Source organism: Bradyrhizobium sp. USDA 3240 (assembly GCF_054063295.1).
Genome location: NZ_JBSSGD010000002.1, coordinates 2,279,892 through 2,297,222, shown reverse-complemented (window position 1 = coordinate 2,297,222; position 17,331 = coordinate 2,279,892). Strand labels below are relative to the sequence as shown.

At 63.1% G+C, this 17,331-nt stretch carries 15 protein-coding genes; 14 read left to right on the top strand and 1 reads right to left on the bottom strand.

Features of this window, described 5'->3' with window-relative positions:
• Nucleotides 1-22: 22 nt before the first annotated feature.
• The 8 genes from ACVIGA_RS11565 to ACVIGA_RS11530 all read left to right on the top strand — a co-directional run bounded on the left by ACVIGA_RS11565 (nucleotide 23) and on the right by ACVIGA_RS11530 (nucleotide 9,447).
• Nucleotides 23-943: a CoA transferase subunit A gene (locus tag ACVIGA_RS11565; protein WP_223977041.1), complete on the top strand. Its 921-nt coding sequence runs from the start codon at nucleotides 23-25 to the stop codon at nucleotides 941-943.
• Nucleotides 936-1,706 carry a CoA-transferase subunit beta gene (locus tag ACVIGA_RS11560; protein ID WP_375776373.1) on the top strand — a complete coding sequence of 257 codons (771 nt, stop codon included), beginning with the start codon at nucleotides 936-938 and terminating at the stop codon, nucleotides 1,704-1,706. Before ACVIGA_RS11565 ends, ACVIGA_RS11560 begins: the two co-directional genes overlap by 8 nt.
• 27 nt (nucleotides 1,707-1,733) lie before the next feature.
• A complete protein-coding gene (locus tag ACVIGA_RS11555) occupies nucleotides 1,734-2,687 on the top strand; it encodes an LLM class flavin-dependent oxidoreductase (RefSeq protein ID WP_050401073.1) in 954 nt (317 codons plus the stop codon).
• A 36-nt stretch (nucleotides 2,688-2,723) separates the two neighbouring features.
• Complete coding sequence (locus tag ACVIGA_RS11550; protein ID WP_456666476.1) at nucleotides 2,724-4,001, top strand: ArgE/DapE family deacylase; 1,278 nt, start codon at nucleotides 2,724-2,726, stop codon at nucleotides 3,999-4,001.
• Nucleotides 4,002-4,209: 208 nt separating this feature from the next.
• Nucleotides 4,210-6,585: a xanthine dehydrogenase family protein molybdopterin-binding subunit gene (locus ACVIGA_RS11545; protein WP_456666475.1), complete on the top strand. Its 2,376-nt coding sequence runs from the start codon at nucleotides 4,210-4,212 to the stop codon at nucleotides 6,583-6,585.
• A complete protein-coding gene (locus ACVIGA_RS11540) occupies nucleotides 6,582-7,421 on the top strand; it encodes an FAD binding domain-containing protein (protein ID WP_456666474.1) in 840 nt (279 codons plus the stop codon). The genes ACVIGA_RS11545 and ACVIGA_RS11540 overlap by 4 nt, the downstream gene beginning before the upstream one ends.
• Nucleotides 7,418-8,635, top strand: coding sequence for a xanthine dehydrogenase family Fe-S subunit (locus tag ACVIGA_RS11535; RefSeq protein WP_456666473.1), 1,218 nt, complete (start codon nucleotides 7,418-7,420; stop codon nucleotides 8,633-8,635). The genes ACVIGA_RS11540 and ACVIGA_RS11535 overlap by 4 nt, the downstream gene beginning before the upstream one ends.
• A 53-nt stretch (nucleotides 8,636-8,688) precedes the next feature.
• Nucleotides 8,689-9,447 carry a GntR family transcriptional regulator gene (locus ACVIGA_RS11530; RefSeq protein ID WP_456666472.1) on the top strand — a complete coding sequence of 253 codons (759 nt, stop codon included), beginning with the start codon at nucleotides 8,689-8,691 and terminating at the stop codon, nucleotides 9,445-9,447.
• 139 nt (nucleotides 9,448-9,586) lie between these two features.
• Here the strand turns inward: ACVIGA_RS11530 and ACVIGA_RS11525 are convergent, their stop codons facing one another.
• On the bottom strand, nucleotides 9,587-10,774 hold the full coding sequence (locus tag ACVIGA_RS11525) for a diaminopropionate ammonia-lyase (RefSeq protein ID WP_456666471.1): 1,188 nt from the start codon (nucleotides 10,772-10,774) through the stop codon (nucleotides 9,587-9,589).
• 255 nt (nucleotides 10,775-11,029) lie between these two features.
• On the opposite strand from ACVIGA_RS11525, the gene ACVIGA_RS11520 reads away from it, so the two are divergent.
• Genes ACVIGA_RS11520 through cofH form a run of 6 tightly spaced genes read left to right on the top strand, consistent with a single transcriptional unit; the run spans nucleotide 11,030 to nucleotide 17,305 of the window.
• Entirely contained in the window at nucleotides 11,030-11,806 is a 777-nt protein-coding gene (locus ACVIGA_RS11520) for a LamB/YcsF family protein (RefSeq protein ID WP_456666470.1), read from the top strand.
• A 21-nt stretch (nucleotides 11,807-11,827) separates the two neighbouring features.
• The gene (gene npdG / locus ACVIGA_RS11515; protein WP_456666469.1) at nucleotides 11,828-12,487 is read left to right on the top strand and encodes an NADPH-dependent F420 reductase; all 660 of its coding nucleotides are present in this window, start codon (nucleotides 11,828-11,830) and stop codon (nucleotides 12,485-12,487) included.
• A 3-nt stretch (nucleotides 12,488-12,490) separates the two neighbouring features.
• Complete coding sequence (gene cofE / locus ACVIGA_RS11510; RefSeq protein ID WP_456666468.1) at nucleotides 12,491-13,264, top strand: coenzyme F420-0:L-glutamate ligase; 774 nt, start codon at nucleotides 12,491-12,493, stop codon at nucleotides 13,262-13,264.
• A complete protein-coding gene (gene cofD / locus ACVIGA_RS11505; protein WP_456666467.1) occupies nucleotides 13,261-14,199 on the top strand; it encodes a 2-phospho-L-lactate transferase in 939 nt (312 codons plus the stop codon). Before cofE ends, cofD begins: the two co-directional genes overlap by 4 nt.
• Nucleotides 14,200-14,207: 8 nt before the next feature.
• Nucleotides 14,208-14,900, top strand: a complete 693-nt coding sequence (cofC, locus tag ACVIGA_RS11500) for a 2-phospho-L-lactate guanylyltransferase (protein WP_456666466.1) — start codon at nucleotides 14,208-14,210, stop codon at nucleotides 14,898-14,900.
• Nucleotides 14,900-17,305, top strand: a complete 2,406-nt coding sequence (gene cofH / locus ACVIGA_RS11495; protein WP_456666465.1) for a 5-amino-6-(D-ribitylamino)uracil--L-tyrosine 4-hydroxyphenyl transferase CofH — start codon at nucleotides 14,900-14,902, stop codon at nucleotides 17,303-17,305. Before cofC ends, cofH begins: the two co-directional genes overlap by 1 nt.
• Nucleotides 17,306-17,331: the final 26 nt, after the last annotated feature.

The following is a 17,331-nucleotide window of genomic DNA, read 5'->3' as shown; positions in this document are numbered from 1 at the left end:
GTACACGCGGCTCAGAGAGAAGATGGCGCAGCGCGACCGCAGCCTGCGCGAGAAGGTGGTGTCGCTCGAGGAAGCGGCAGGTTTCGTCCAAGACGGCATGAAGGTGGGAATTGGCGGGTCGACCATGTCCCGCACGCCGATGGCGATGCTCTGGGAGCTGATCCGCCAGCATCGCAAGGATCTTTCGATCTCGCGCTGCATCGTCTCGACGGACGGCGACCTCGTGTTCGGGTCCGGCATCGCGAACCACGTCGTCACCAGCTGGTTCGCCCAGGGGATTCTCTGGGGCCTGTCCAAGGTGATGCGGCATCACGTGGAAAATGGCGGCAAGCGCTATGAGGAATGGAGCCACATGGCGGTCGGCATGCGCTTTCGCGCCGGCGGCATGGGTGTTCCGTTCCTGCCGACCCGCGCCATGCTGGGGTCGGATATCGTTGGTCAGCGTCCCGAGGCCAAGCAAATCGACTGCCCGTTCACGGGCGAGAAGCTGCTGCTGGTTCCCGCGCTCAATCCCGACGTCGCGCTGATCCATGTTCAGCGCTGCGACCCCTATGGCAACGCCCAGATCGACGGCCTGCAGTTCATGGACATCGATCTCGCGCTCGCTGCCAACAGCGTGATCCTCACGACCGAGCGGATCGTCTCGAACGACCAGATCAGGCGCGCGCCGGACCAGACGAAGATCCCGTTCTTCTGCGTCGACGCCGTGGTCGAGGTTCCCTACGGGTCGGCGCCGCACGAGTGCTACGGCCTCTATGAGCCGATGATGCGGCACATGGAAGCCTATGTCGCGCAGGTCAACGCGGATCCCGTGAAGGGCATGCAGGAATATCTAGACCGCTATTTCTACAGCCCGAAGTCCTGGAACGAATATCTCTCGCTGATCGGCATGGATGAGGTGTTGGAGGCAACGCAGAAGGGCAGGAGCATCTATAATGACTGAGGCGCAGCGCTACACCGCAAGCGAAATCCTCGCGATCTTGAGCGCGCGCCAGCTGCAGGACGGGCAGGTGGTGTTCGCCGGCATCGGCGTGCCGCTGCTCGCTGCAACCCTGGCCCAGCGCACCCGCTGTCCGGCCCTGACCATCCTGTTCGAGGGCGGCGTGGTCGGCGCCTTCGTCGAGCCGGGCAAATTGCCGCCGTCGACCAACGACCAGCGCTGCACCAAGCGCGCCAACATGGTCCTCGGCAGCGCCGATGTCTTGCTGCTGCTCCAGCGCGGTTATGTCGATGTCGGCTTCATGGGCGGCGCCCAGATCGATCAGTTCGGCAATCTGAACTCGTCGTTCATCGGCGATCCGGCGAAGCCGAAGACGCGCCTGCCTGGTACCGGCGGCGGCAACGACATCTCCAGTCTGACCAACATGATCGTCGCGATGAAGCACGAGAAGCGTCGCTTCGTCGAAAAGGTCGATTTCATCACCAGCCCCGGATTCATCCGCGGCGGCACCAGCCGGCGCGACTCCGGCCTGCCCAGCGGCGGCATGTGGCGCGTGATTACCGAGCTCGCCGTGTTCGGCTTCGACGACAGGACCCGTCGCATCAAGGTGCTGGCGCTCAATCCCGGCGTCAGCCGCGAGGAAGTGCAGGACAATACCGGCTTCAGGCTCGACTTCGACGAAATGCTCCACGTCACGTCGCCGCCGACCGATCACGAACTCGAGACGCTGCGGATGCTCGATCCCGACCGTCTCTTCACCGCTTAAAGCTACACCAAGTCCGGAGATCTATTGATGACCACGCTCGCCAACACGTTTGGTATTGCCGCGCGCAACTTCACTGCCTATCCCGAAATGCCCAACGCCCGGGCGCTCGTCGAGTATGGCGTTCGGGTCGAGGAGCTCGGCTACGATTCGGTCTGGGTCTGGGATCACATGCTTCTCGGCGTGGATCCGAATTTCCCGATCATCGACTCCCTGACGACGTTGACGGGCATCGCCGCGCGCACCAAGCGGATCAAGATGGGCACCGGCATCCTGGTGCTGCCGCTCCGCAACGCCGTGGCGCTCGCCAAGCAGCTCTCGAGCATGGATCAGCTGTCCGAGGGCCGTCTGATCATGGGCATGGCGTCCGGATGGTACAAGCGCGAGTTCGACGCGCTCGGCATTCCCTTCGAGAAGCGCGGCAAGATCATGGATGAAAATCTTGAGATCATGCGCCGGCTGTGGACCGAAGAGTCGGTTTCGGGCGAATACATGCGCCACAACATCTCGAAGGCGGTGATGTACCCCAAGCCGGCGCAGCCGCAAATTCCGCTGCTGATCGGCGGATACGCCGATCCCGTGCTGAAGCGCGCCGCCCTGAACGGGGATGGCTGGCTGACCTACTTCTATCGTCCTGCCGACTTCAAGAAGTCCTGGGACAAGATCATCAACTTCGCCAAGGAGGGCGGCAAGGACCCGTCGACTCTGAAGAATGCCTCGCAATTGCCGATCATGATCGGCAAATCGCGGCAGGCAGTCGAAGCCGACATGATGGACTGGCTCAACAAGGAGTGGGATTTCCCGGCTCACAGCGATTGCAGCCGCGAGAGCGCCATCATGGGCTCGGTCGATGAGTGCGTCGCCCAGCTTCGCGAGCATATCGCGCTGGGCGTCCAGAAGATCATCTTCGTTCCGTACAAGTATCAGGCGGACCAGGTCGAGACCATCGCGCGTGAGATCATCCCGCGCCTGCGCGCCAAGTAACGAAACCGGAAAACGTACAACACAGGCGACAAGCAGATGACTGACCCCGTACGCAAGAAGATCATCGACAAGGTCGACGCTTCGAAAGATCACGCGATCAAGTTCCTCCAGGATATGGTCGCGATCCCGAGCGTGACCGGCGACGAAGCCGCGATCCAGAAGCATATGCACGGCTACCTGACCGAGGTCGGTCTTGAGGTCGACATGTGGGAGACCAATTGGGACGAGCTGAAGAAACATCCCGGCTATCGCCCGGTCGACCGCGGCTACGAGAACCGTCCCAACATCGTTGCGACCCTGAAGGGCACCGGCGGCGGCCGCTCGCTGCTTCTCAACGGTCATACGGACGTGATCCCCGTCGGCAACGGCGAGGGGTGGAGCGACAATCCATGGTCGGCCTCGATCAAGAACGGGCGCATCTATGGCCGCGGTTCGTGCGACATGAAGAGCGGCGTTGCCAGTCACGTGCTCGCGGTCCAGTACCTGAAGGAGCTTGGGCTCACGCCGAAGGGCGATGTGATGATCAACATCGTCATCGACGAGGAGGTCAGCGGGCACGGCACGCTCGACACCGTGATCCGCGGCTACAAGGCGGACGCCGGCATTTCCGGCGAGACCAGCGACCTCTATGTGCAGCCGGCCTGCATCGGGCGCATCTGGTTCCAGATCGACATCGAAGGCAAGCCCGCCGGTATCCAGCAGCGCTACCTCGGCATCAGCGCCATCGAGCTCGGCAACAAGATCGTGAAGGCCGTGCAGGAGCTGGAAGACGAGCGCGTTGCGAACGTCAAGCACGCACTCTACCCGAGCGCCATCGACTCCTTGCCCTGCATCATCGGCAGCTTCCAGGCCGGCAACTATCCGAGCGCCTTCCCGGCGAGCGCAGTTCTGAAGGGATCGATCGGTACCGTGCCGAGCGAGGACCACGAGGGCGTCAAGCAGAGCCTCGTCAAGAAGATTGCCGAGGTTGCGTCGCAGGATCCCTGGATGAAGGACCATCCGCCCGTGGTGAAGTTCGTCGGCTACGACGCCGAGGCTTCCGAGATTCCGGTCCAGCATCCGATCGTGCGCACCGTCTGCGATGTCTATACCGAAGTGACCGGCAAGAAGCCGACGATCTCGGGACGCCAGGGTGCGGCGGATACGCGGTTCTTGAACAAGTACGCGAATACGCCGACCGTGATCTTCGGGCCCGGCTCGACGGCGGTCATGCATGCGAACGACGAGTATGTCTCGATCGATGATTACCTGACGGCCATCAAGGTCATGGCGCTCAGCATCTACGACTGGTGCAATTCCGCCCCAGCCAAGTAATCAAGGGCCGGATCGATCGGGAAGGGGCCCAAGGTTTGGGCCCCTGCTTTTTTGGCGGCGTCGGTGGTGCGAACTCGCTATTGTCGCACGCGGGAGGGTTCTCGAGACTCGACGCTCAATTCTAGTGATGCTATCTTTGCGATAATAGAATGAATTTGTGTTCGAGCCGTCGATCGCTCCGGACACGGGCGACAAGAGGGGAGACGGAGTGGCAAAGCAGGGCGTTGGAGCTTCCGTTCCCCGAAAGGAAGATGATCGCTTTCTCCGCGGACGGGGCGAATATGTCGGCGATATTCGTTTGCCCGGCATGCGCGACGTTGCGTTCGTCCGTAGCCCGCTTGCCCATGCGCGGATCAAGGACATCCGTATCCCGCCACATCTTCGCAGCAGCGTGTTCATCGCGTCGGATATCGCGGCCGATACGCGTCCGATTCGCGCCGTTTCCGGACTGCCAGGCTTCAAGCCTTCCGATCAGCCGATCCTTGCGTTCGAGAAGGTCCGACAAGTCGGCGAATTGATCGCGATGTGCGTCGCCGATACCCGCGCGGAAGCCGAGGACATTGCGGCCGCCGTCGAAGTTGATTTCGAGGAATTGCCGGCCGTGCATGACATGCTGCTGGCGCGGCGTCCGGACTCCGCCCTGGTGCACGAGGAGTGGGGCGACAACGTCTTCCTCGAGACGTTTGTCGACATCAACATGGAAGCGGCCTACGACGCTCCGATCAAGATCACGCGCGAGATATCGACCGCGCGGCAGAGCATGGCGCCGATGGAAGGCCGCGGCACGGTTGCGGTCTGGCACAAGCGGATGGACCAGCTCGTCCTCTACACCGGCAATCAGCAACCGCACATCGTGCGCAACGGCCTGTCGGAGTGCCTCAATCTCGAGCAGCTGAAGATCCGTATCGTCTCGCCCGATGTCGGCGGCGGATTCGGCTACAAGGGGATCGTGCTGACGGAGGATGTTTGTCTTGGCTGGCTCGCCATGCGCTGCGGCTATCCGGTGCGCTGGATCGAGGATCGCCGCGAGCATTTGACGGCGGGCGCGAATTGCCGCGAGCATCACTATAACATCACCGTCTATGCCGATCGCGACGGGAAATTGCGCGGTGTCGAGTGCGAGGCCTCGGTCGATTCCGGCGCCTATTCGTCGTATCCGTTTTCGGCCTGTCTGGAGGCTGCGCAGATCGCGAGCATCCTGCCTGGCCCGTACGATTTCCCGTCCTATCGCTGCCGCACCTGGTCGGTGTCCACCAACAAGTGCCCGATCCTGCCTTACCGCGGCGTTGCCCGCACTGGCGTTTGCTACGCGATCGAACTGATGATGGACGCCATCGCACACGAATGCGGTCTCGAGCCGTACGAGGTGAGGCTCAAGAATTTGGTGCGGCCGGAGCAGATGCCGTTCGACAACATCACCAAGAAGCATTTCGACAGCGGAAATTATCCGGAGTCGTTGCGGCAGGCTCTGGCAAAGATCGATCTGGCCGGTCTCCGTGCGCGCCAGAAAGCGGGCGAGCCGGACGGTCGTTTGATCGGCGTCGGTCTATCAGTTTATTGCGAGCAGGGCGCGCACGGCACGTCGGTCTACGCGGGCTGGGGCATCCCGATGGTTCCGGGGCACGAACAGGCAACCGCCCGCATGACCCCCGACGGCGGCCTCGAGCTGCGGATCGGCGCGCATTCGCATGGTCAGAGCATGGAGACCACGCTTCCGCAGGTCGCGCACGAGATCCTTGGCATCGACGTCGCGCGCATCAAGCTGGTTCACGGCGACACCGAGTACACGCCCTACTCGACGGGCAGTTGGGGATCGCGCTGCGCGGTGATGTCCGGCGGCGCGGTTGCGACGGCCTCGCGCGAACTCGCCAAGCTCATCAAAGGCATAGGCGCGCATCTGCTGCAGACCGAAGTTGAGAACGTCAAGCTCGAGAACGGCGCGGTCGTTGGTCCGTCCAACAGCGTGAAGATCGATGAAATTGCGCACACCTGGTATCGCAGGCCGCAGGATCTGCCGGCGACTGTCGATCCGAGGGGCCTCGAGGTCACCATCGGCTACAAGCCGGCGCGTGATTCCGGCACGTTCAGCTATGCGACCCATATCGCGGTGGTCGCCGTCGATCCGGAGTTGGGCGATATCGAGTTGATCGACTACGTGGTCGTCGAAGACGGCGGCCAGCTGATCAACCCGATGGTCGTCGATGGGCAAATCTATGGCGGGCTGGCGCAAGGCATCGGCACCGCAATGTATGAGGAAATGAACTTTGATACGTCGGGGCAGCCGCTCGCATCGACCTTTGCCGATTATCTGCTGCCGGGCCCGACCGAGGTGCCGGCGCCCAAGCTCGGCCACATGGAGACGTTGGCGCCCTATACGGAGTTCGGTGTCAAAGGCATCGGCGAGGGCGGTGCCATTGCGCCTCCCGGAGCGATCGGCAACGCGGTCAATGACGCATTGCGGCCTCTCGGAGCCCAGGTCTTGCACACGCCAATGACGCCACGGCGTGTTCTCGAAGCCATTCGGGCCGCAGCCGGGAGCCGCAAGGCGAAGGCGCCCGAACTGGCGGAAGGGTTGCCGGCGTGAAACCTGTCAATTTCGACTATGCACGCCCCGATGCGGTCGATGCGGTGATCAGGCTCATCGCGGACGACAGCCGGACCGTCAAGATGATGGCCGGGAGCCAGTCGCTCGGGCCGATGTTGAATCTCAGGCTGGTGCAGCCCGATCTGATCGTCGACCTGACCGGGATCGAAGAGCTCCGTTGTTCCAGTGACAGGGCCGACGAGATCTCGATCGGGGCTTGCGTCACGCATGCCGATATCGAGGACCTCCGCGTCACCGACGTCACGCGCGGTGCGCTACCGACGGTGGCCAACGGCATCGCGTATCGCGCGGTGCGCAATCGCGGCACCATCGGTGGCAGCTTGACGCATGCCGATCCGTCGGCCGACTGGCACTCTATCCTCGCCGCGGTTGGAGCAAAGGTCGTGCTGCGCGGCCCGGCCGGCGAGCGGACCGTGGCCGTTGAGGACTACATGGTGGGCGCGCTTGAAGCCGACCTGCGCCCCGGCGAAGTTCTCGTTCGCGTCATGGTGCCGCGACTGAGCAAATCGGCGCGCTGGGGTTACTACAAGAGCTGCCGCAAGACCGGCGAATTTGCTCACGCGATCGGCGCCTTCGTGACCGACCCCGATCGCGGCATCAGCCGTGCGGTGATCGGCGCGACGGAGAGCCGTCCGATCGTCATTGCCAAGGCAGGCAACGTGATCGGAGACGGCCGCGCTCCGCGGCTAAGCGATAGTTTCGACGGCGGGGCCGTCGACGAGATTCTGGAGAAGGCAGGGATGGTCGATCCCCTGGACAAGCAAACCCATGTCGTCGCGCTGCGCCGCGCGATCGAGCAGGCACGGCCGCAATGAGCACCTGCAACCTCAATGTCAACGGGAGCGCCGTCAGCGCGGAGATCGAGCCGCGGACGCATCTTGCGGACTTTCTCCGCGAGAAGCTCAATCTGACCGGCACCCATCTGGGTTGCGAGCACGGCGTCTGCGGCGCGTGCACTCTCCTCGTCGACGGCGTGCCCACGCGCTCCTGCATCACCTTCGCGATGGCTTGCCAGCAGGCCGACGTCACGACGATCGAAGGACTCGACGACGACGAGATCACGTGCGAATTGCGTGCGGCGTTCACGAGGGAACACGGCCTTCAATGCGGCTATTGTACGCCGGGGATGGTTGTGTCGGCGCGCGATGTGGTGCTGCGCATGCAGGACCCCAGCGAGCGCGATATCCGCGTGGCCATGAGCGGAAACCTCTGTCGCTGCACCGGCTATGTCGGCATCGTCCGCGCCATCCAGGGTGTGATCGCCGACCGCAGGGGGCGAGGGCTCGCGGCGATTCCCAATGGAAACCGGACGCGTCTTGGACCGTCGGGCTCCGGCAACGCGACCGCGGTTGCCGCGGCCCCCGTTCGGCCCAAGGCAAACGCCGCACCAGCTGTGAAAAAGGCCGAAGCTCCGGCAGCGGCGGCCTCGCTCAGGGATACGAGTTGGAAGCCGCAAACGACCTTCACGCAGAGCTTCACCGTCGGACATCCGGTCGATGACGTCTGGCATTTCTTCTCCGACATCGGCGCGGTCGCCGCCTGCCTGCCGGGCACATCGTTGGCGGGAGAGCCGGTCGACGGTCACGTCGATGGCCAGATCAAGATCAAGGTCGGGCCGATCTCTGCCGAATTTCAAGGCGTCGCCGATGTGGCGCGCGACGATGCGACCCGCACGGGCACGATTGTCGGCGCAGGCAAGGATAAGCGCAGCAACTCCTCAACCCGCGGTCTGATCGGTTATGCCGTCAAGCCGGGTGACGTGGAAAACCAAACCAGGGTCGATCTCAGCATCGGCTTCACCTTGACCGGGGCCCTGGCGCAGTTCAGCCGCTCGGGCTTGATCCAGGACGTGGCCGGACGAATCATCGCTGTTTTTGTCCAGAACCTTGAGACGCGGCTCTCCCATCGATCGGGAGGCGGCGAGGGCGAGCCGGCCATGGTCAGGGAATTCGACGCCGGCGCGCTCATGCGATCGATGGCGTTGGATTATATGAGACGAGCGCTGCGATGGCTCTTGCGACGACCTTAGTTGTTCGGCGATAAAAACTCGCCTTCAGCGATGAAATGGACTATCTTACTATCATGAATAAGCTAGTCCCAAATTACGAGCGCAGCCGGGTCCCCCTCTATGTGCAGGTTGCATCGGTCATGCGTCAACGGGTCGAGTCCGGGCGATGGCAAGAGGGCGACAAGATCTCGACCATCGAGGAGCTGGAAACCGAATTCGGCGTCGCGCGCGTTACGGTTCGGCAGGCGATCGAGATGTTGCGGAACGAGGGTCTGCTCGACGCGCAGCAGGGACGCGGGACGTTCGTGTCCGGAAGACCCAAGAATCGTCACTGGCTGAACCTCGCCAATGATTTTGAGTCGATGGTCGACTCCGTCAGGAACAACGTCCTCAAGCGCGTCTACGTCGAGGAGAACGCGGAGCCACCCCGGCTCGCTGCGCATGAAGGGCAGCCCGCCGCCAACTACGCGTTTCTCAGAAGCGTTCAATACAACGAGGACGAGCCGTTTTCGGTCGTCAACCTCCATCTGGCGCGCAACCTCTATCTCAAGGACCGCAAGCGCTTCACCCACACCGCTGCGCTGACGAAGATCATGGAGATGGACGACATCACGCTCGCCCATGCTCATCAGGTCGTGACGATCGGCGTGGCCGATCCCGAGACGGCCGAGCTGCTCAAGATCGGTCTCGGCGAACCAACGGCCGATTGTCGCCTGGTGTTGGTCGACAGCAACGACATCGCCATCTATGTCGCCAATATCCATTATCATCGCAGTTGCTTCGCGCTCCGTTCCGATCTTCTCGAAAAGTCGAAGAAGCGAACGAAGGCCTGAGGATGGAGCGGGCGGGAGGCCCGCTCCCGATCCTTGCTAGAGCGTTTTCGAGCGAAGTAGCCACCGGTTCGCGTGAAGAAAACGCGTCAAAACAAGAATCCAAAGCTTCGGTTCTGATGTAATCAGAACCGAAAATGCTCTAGGCGAGGATGCTGGCCGGCGAAGCGCCCACGATTTCCGTGTAGCGCTTCTGGTCGGTCGCACCTTCAGTGTTGATCAGCAGCACGCGCGACGCCTGGTTCAAGCCCAGCGATTCACGCGCGGCACTGCTCTTGGCGGTGCGCCAAAGGCCGGCCAATCCGGCAGCACCGCTTTCGCCGGCCACAATGGCCGGATCGTCGCCCGTCGGATGTGCGAGCCGGCGCATCGCTGCCGCAGCACCTTCCTCGCCGACCATCATGAACGCGTCCGCTTTCCGCGACAGGATACGCCACGCAACCAGAGAAGGCTCGTAGCATTCGAGCATGGCCATGATCGTCGGCTCGCCATGCGCGATCTTGATCGGCGCGCCCGCGATGGCGCTTTGATAGAGGCAGGCAGCCCGTTCGGGCTCGACGACCACGAATGTCGGCCGGCTCTTGCCGAAGACGACATCAAAGTAACCGGCGACCGCGGCTGCGAGGCCGCCGACGCCGGCCTGGATGAAGACGTGGGTGGGCGTCTCCGGCTGCTGCCGGAGGATCTCGTTCAGCATCGCCGTATAGCCCTGCATGACCAGTCCGGGGATGCGCTCATAGCCGGGCCAGGACGTATCAGAGACGACGATCCAATGGTTGTCCTGGCAGACCTTGTCGGCGACCGCGACGGAGTCGTCGTAAGTGCCGGGCACCCGCACGATTTCCGCACCGAACCGGGCAATTGCCTGCACGCGCTCATCGGTAACTCCGGAATGCACGAAGATGACCGCCTTGGCTCCGACCATCTGCGCACCGGCCGCGACCGATCGCCCGTGATTTCCGTCGGTGGCGCAGCCGACCGTCAGGCCGCGCGCGATCTCGCGTATCGCAGGCGTCCCGATCTCGCTGATATCCACCGCGCGCCCCAGCTTGTTGCCGGCATGCTCCAGCAGTAGCCTGACGACGGCGTAGGATCCGCCCAGAGCCTTGAAGCTGCCGAGGCCGAGCCGATGCGATTCGTCCTTGATGTGGATGGACTTCACCTCGAATTCGCGGGCGAGCGCCGGCAGCGATCGCAGCGGCGTTTCCGCGTGGTTCGGTCGGAAGGTGAGAAAGCGCTCGACTTCGCTGGCTTCTTCACGCGCCAGCGTGGCGGCATCCGCCGGGTCAAGCGGTTGGTCGTGAGATGAACTTGTATTCGACAGGAACATTCGAACCGGCCTTCGCGATGAGTTGTTTGGTGGGAGCTGCCGCCGCCGATCGGACGTGTCGTCATTGGGCAGCGTAGCTTGCCAGGGTTGGGGATACATACTATCATTGGGATGATGGTTCAATACGGATCTCGTGAAACGGCCGCCTGCTGTCGCCGCTGCAAAACGACCTTCGGAAAAGCGGGAAAAATTGTTTGCAAAAGGGATTGTCGTACTAATGATAGGACATTATAGCTCAAGCAGACGAGGTGACGGATGACCATATCGATCAACTTGAACGCCGACATGGCCGAAGGGTTCGGCGCCTACGACGTCGGCGACGATGCCGGAATCCTCAAGATCATCGGATCGGCGAATATCGCCTGCGGCTTTCACGCCGGTGACCCGCGGGTCATGCGCAACGTCGTGCGCGAAGCCAAGCGCCTCGGCGTCACGATCGGTGCCCATCCCGGTTTCAACGATCTTTGGGGCTTCGGGCGCCGGCGCATCGATATGCGTCCCGATGACCTCGAATACATGGTCGCCTATCAGATTGGCGCGCTGCAGGCGATGGCGGCCTACGAAGGCGAGCGGGTCACCCACCTCAAGCCGCACGGCGCACTCAACAACATGGCCGCCGAAGACGCCGAATATGCGCTGGCCATGGGCCGTGCCATCAAGGCCGTCGATCCGCGCATCATCTATGTGGCTCTCGCGGGGTCCGAGATGGAGAAGGCCGGCCGCAAGCTCGGACTTCCCGTCGCTATCGAAGGCTTCTGCGATCGCCAGTACGACGACGACGGCAATCTGACATCGCGCAAGATCGCGGGCTCGGTCATCAAGGACGCGGCGGTCGCCACCCGGCAGGTGCTCGACATGGTGTTGAACAACACCATCACCTCCCGCAACGGCAAGAAGATCTCATGCAAGGTCCACTCGCTGTGCGTCCATGGCGACGAGCCCACGGGCGTCGCCACGGCCCGTGCGGTGCGGGAAGGCCTCGAGAAGGCCGGCGTCAAGCTCGTGCCGCTCACCGAAATGCCCCTCGACTAATCCTGGAAAGGCCACCGAGACATGAACACGAAACCGACGATTGCCATCCTTGGAGGAACCGGCGACTTGGGATCCGGCCTCGCGAAATGCTGGCTTGCGGCCGGTTACAAGGTCATTCTCGGTTCACGCTCTGCGGAGAAGGCCAGGAGCACGGCCGCGACCATGACCGGCGACGTCGCAGGCGACGACAATTCCGCCGCCGCCCGGGCCGCCGACATCGTGGTCGTTGCGGTGCCGTTCGCAAGCCATGATGCGACGTTGAACGAAGTCAAGGACGTGGTTCAAGGCAAGATCGTCGTGGATGCCGCGGTCCCGCTGGTGCCGCCGAAAGTGTCCGTCGTCCAGCTTCCGTCCGCCGGCTCGGCCGCGCAGATCGCGCAGCAGTTGCTGGGACCCGGCGTGCGGGTCGTCTCCGCTTTCCACAATGTGGGCGCGACCAAGCTGCATCAAGGCAGCCGGGCGGATTGCGACGTTCTGGTCTTCGGCGACGACAAGGCAGCGCGCGACGTCGTCATCGGTCTCGCCAACGAAGTCGCATCCGCCGGTATCGACGGCGGCGTGCTGGCAAACTCGGCGGCGGCCGAGGCGCTCACATCCGTGCTGATCGGGATCAACCGGCGCTACAAGGTGCCCGGCGCCGGCATCCGCATCACCGGCCTGTCCACTAGCCCGGGTGTCTGATCCATGCCTGTGGGGACGCGAGTCGAATACATCGCCCTGCAGGACATTCGGCGCGTCGAGCCGAGCGAGGATCTTGCCGCGCTCATCGGGCAGAGCCTCGCCGGGATGTCGCTCGAGCTGCAGCGCGGCGACATCCTCGTCATTGCGCAGAAAATCGTCTCGAAATCGGAAGGGCGGTACGTACGGCTGAACGACGTCGAGCCGTCCCCGGAGGCGCTCGAACTGGCGGTGACGATCGGCAAGGACCCGCGCTTCCTTGAGGTCGTGCTGCGCGAATCCACCGAAGTGGTCAAGACACGGCCGAACGTCGTCATCGCCGCGCACCGGCTCGGCTTCGTCATGGCCAACGCCGGCATCGATCAATCGAACATCGAGCACGGTGAAGGCGAAGAGCGCGTGCTGCTGCTGCCCAAAGATCCCGACGGATCAGCGCAGAAGCTGAAGCTCGCGCTGGACGCTGCCGGCGACCTCAATCTTGGAATCATCATCAACGACAGTTTTGGCCGCCCCTGGCGCAATGGTGTCGTCGGCGTGGCGATCGGTGCTGCCGGCGTTCCCTCGCTGCTGAGCCAGATCGGCGTCCCCGACATGTTCGGCCGGGCAATGCGCGTCACCGAGATCGCCATCGCCGATGAGATCGCCGGCGCCGCTTCGCTCCTGATGGGTCAGGCGGGCGAAGGGATGCCGATCATCCTCGTCCGTGGCCTGACGCTTGATGGAGCGGCCTCACCCGCGGCCGCGCTCGCGCGACCCAAGAGCCAGGATATGTTCCGATGAGCGGCGCTGACCTCAACGTTGTTGCGCTTTGCGGCGGGGTCGGCGGCGGCAAGCTTGCCTATGGCCTCAATCGCTTGTTGGGCACCAGGCTCGCCGTCATCGTCAACACAGGTGACGACTTCGAGCATCTCGGTCTCACGATCTCGCCGGACATCGATACGGTCGTCTATACGCTGGGCGAGCTTGCCGACGAAGAGCGTGGCTGGGGGCGAGCCGGCGAAAGCTGGAATTTCATGGAGGCGCTCGGCGGCCTGAAAGGCGAGACGTGGTTTCGTTTGGGAGACCGCGACCTTGCCATGCACGTCTTGCGCTCGCGCGCGCTGAGCGCCGGCGTAACTTTGACCGATTTCACCGGTAGGATTGCATCGCATCTCGGCATTGAAGCGCGCATCTTGCCGATGACCGACGATCCGTTTGCCACCATCGTGGTGACGGCCGATCAGAAGCTCGCGTTTCAACGCTATTTCGTCGAGCAGCAGGCGCGGCCCGAGGTCAGGAAGATCGAATTCCAGAGCCCCAGCGGTGGAACGGCGACCAGCGCCGCATTGGCGGCCATTGGCGCGGCTGATGCCATCATTGTCTGTCCGTCAAATCCGTATCTCAGCATCGATCCGATCCTGGCTGTACCCGGTATCCGGGCGGCCCTGGATGCGACCAGGGCGCCGATCGTTGCCGTCTCGCCGCTGGTCGGCGGCCGCGCCATCAAGGGGCCGACCGCAAAGATCATGAACGAGCTCGGCGTCGCGACGAACTGCGCCTCGATTGTCAGGCACTATGGCTTCCTCGATGGTTTGGTGATGGATCACGAAGACCAGGCCGCCGCCGATGCGGTCGGCATTCCCGTGCATGTCACGAACACGATCATGCGCTCGAAGGATGAGCGTGTTCAGTTGGCACGCGAGTGTCTCCGATTTCTTGATCGACTAAAAAGCTGAGCGAAGCGATGGACGATTCCGAAACCTGGGCCCTGGTGCCTGTCAAACGGTTCAGTCAGGCAAAGAGCAGGCTGGGCGACATCCTGGTGGCGACCGAGCGCGCAAAGCTGGCGCAAGCCATGCTGTGCGATGTCCTCGGAAATCTCCGCGATACGCGCTCGCTGGCTGGCATCGCCGTGGTGAGCGCCGATCCGGAAGCGTTCGCGATCGCCAAGCGCTTTGGCGCGGCCATGATCTTTGATGAGGTCGAGACCGGCGTTAACGCCGCAGTGCGGCGCGGTCTCGATGCGTTCCAACCGTATGAGCGGCGGGTTCTTGTTGTCCCTGCCGATATTCCGTTCGCTCGTCCGGAGGACTTCGAGCACGTCATCCGGTTGCTGGACCACACGCCGATCGTGCTCGTGCCGGCGCTTTACGACGGTGGCACAAATGCTCTGGCGATGCGGTCGCCGGACATGCTGGAGCCTCGATTTGGCGAAGAGAGTTTCCGCGCGCACCGTGCCCTGGCGCGGCAGCGGCAACTGAGCTGCAGCGTGTTCAAGTCCCATGGCATCGGCAAGGACATCGACTGCCCAATCGATTTTGGTCCGTATCTGATCTCGTCGCAGAACCTCGGAACGACAGGTTCGTTTCTTGATGAGCTCAAGATTGCCGAGCGCTTCTGCAGCGACGACCATCCCGTTCCCGTGAGGCTGTTCTGATGACGTCCGTCTTGAATCTCCCGTTCGACCGTCGCCTGTCGCGAAGCGAAGCCTACGAGCTGATCGATCTTGCTGATACTGGCGTGCTCCTGACGGCCGCAGCCAGCCGAAGGGATGCCGCGCACGGCGATGTCATCACCTATTCACCCAAGGTGTTCATCCCGCTCACCCAGCTTTGCCGCGATGTCTGTCACTACTGCACGTTCGCTCACGCGCCGCGTTCGAACGTGAAGCCGTATCTCTCGATCGAGGAAGCGGTCGCCATCGCGAAGGCCGGCAAGGAGGCCGGCTGCCACGAGGCGCTATTTACGCTCGGCGACAAGCCCGAGCTTCGCTACCGCGTCGCGCGTGAGGAGCTGACAAGGCTGGGCTACGAATCGTCGCTGTCGTATCTCGCCGAGGTCGCCAGGGCTGTCTTCGAGCAAACCGGCCTGCTGCCTCACGTCAATCCCGGGATCATGAGCGCGCTCGATCTTGCCATGCTGCGCAAGGTATCGGTCTCGCAGGGGATCATGCTGGAATCCGCTTCCGATCGGCTTTGCGCGAAGGGCGGCCCCCACTTCGGATCGCCGGACAAGGTGCCGGCCGTCAGGCTTCAGACGATCAAGACTGCCGGTGAGCTGGCCATTCCCTTCACGTCCGGAATCCTGATCGGCATCGGGGAGACCAGGGCCGAACGGATCGATGCATTGCTCGCGCTGCGCGACCTGAATGATACGCACGGACATCTGCAGGAGATCATCGTCCAGAACTTCCGGCCGAAGGTTGGGACGCGTATGGCCGATGCGCCGGCGCCTTCCGTGGACGATCATCTCTGGACCATCGCTGTCGCCCGCTTGATCTTCGAGCCGGAGATGAACATTCAGGCGCCGCCGAACTTGAGCCCGGCGGCTTTGGGGCGCGTCGTTGCGGCAGGGATCAACGATTGGGGCGGCGTGTCGCCTGTCACGCCCGACCACGTCAATCCCGAAGCACCATGGCCGCATCTGCGGCTGCTGGAGGCTGCAACTCGGTCAACCGGCAAGCGGCTCGAGAAGCGGTTGCCGATCTATCCGAGTTTCGCGCGCTATCCCTCGCGCTGGCTCGATAACAAGCTGTTGAAGTCGGTCCTCGATCGCATCGACGGGGATGGATTTCCGCGCACAGACGATTGGCATCCCGGTCACATCGGCGGGGTTCCGTCGCGCGAGCTCGGATGGCTGAAATCCGCTCCGCGCACCGCGCATGGCGGCGAGGTCACATCCGTCATTGCCAAGGCTCAGCGCGGCGACGAGCTTTCGGAGGGCGAGATCGTCAGGCTGTTCCGCGCTCACGAGAGCGACTTTACCAGCATTTGCCGGGCAGCCGACGAATTGCGGAGCGGCGTCAACGGCGACGTGGTGTCCTACGTCGTATGCCGCAACATCAACTACACAAACATCTGCTCCTTCAAATGTCAGTTCTGCGCCTTTTCGAAGGGCAAGATGAGCGAGAATTTGCGCGGCCGGCCTTACGACCTCGAAATGTCCGAAGTTGCGCAGCGGGTCACCGAGGCCTGGGACCGCGGCGCTTCCGAGGTGTGCATGCAGGGCGGCATCCATCCTTCCTATACGGGGCAGAAGTATCTGGATATCTGCCGGGCCGTGAAGGGCGCCGTCCCGGCCATGCATCTCCATGCGTTCTCGCCGCTCGAGATCCATCAAGGCGCGCACACGCTTGGCATTTCTGTCGCCGAATTCCTGCAGGAGCTGAAGGCGGCAGGCCTCGGCACCTTGCCAGGAACGGCTGCTGAGATCCTGGACGACGAGGTGCGTGAGACGCTTTGCGCGGACAAGATCAGGACCCAGCAGTGGCTCGACGTGATGCGCACGGCGCATTCGATCGGGCTCCGGTCGACGGCCACCATCATGTTCGGCCATATCGAGCGCTACGATCATTGGGCGCGGCATCTGCTCCGGCTGCGGCGCTTGCAGGCCGAGACCGGCGGATTTACCGAGCTCGTGCCGTTGCCGTTCGTCCACATGGAAGCGCCGGTCTATCTCAAGGGCCGGGCCCGTCCGGGGCCAAGCTTCCGCGAGGCGGTCCTGATGCATGCGGTGTCGCGGCTCGTCCTCAATCCACACATCACCAATATCCAGGCGTCATGGGTTAAGATGGGAGCGGAAGGGCTGCGGCACTGCCTTTCGGCCGGCGTCAACGACCTCGGCGGCACGCTGATGGATGAGAGCATCTCCCGCTCAGCCGGTGCGTCGCACGGTCAGGAAATGACGCCGCAGGAGCTCGAATCGATCATCATTTCTGCAGGCCGTGTGCCGCGTCAGCGCACGACGACGTACGGCGTCGCGGATGACGTTCGGCGTCAGCGCTCATTTGACGCGGTCCGCGAGCGGCAGGCAGGCACGGGGATGCGATCCGCGGGGTGCTAAAGGACCCCCGGGCGAGGCCAAGAGAG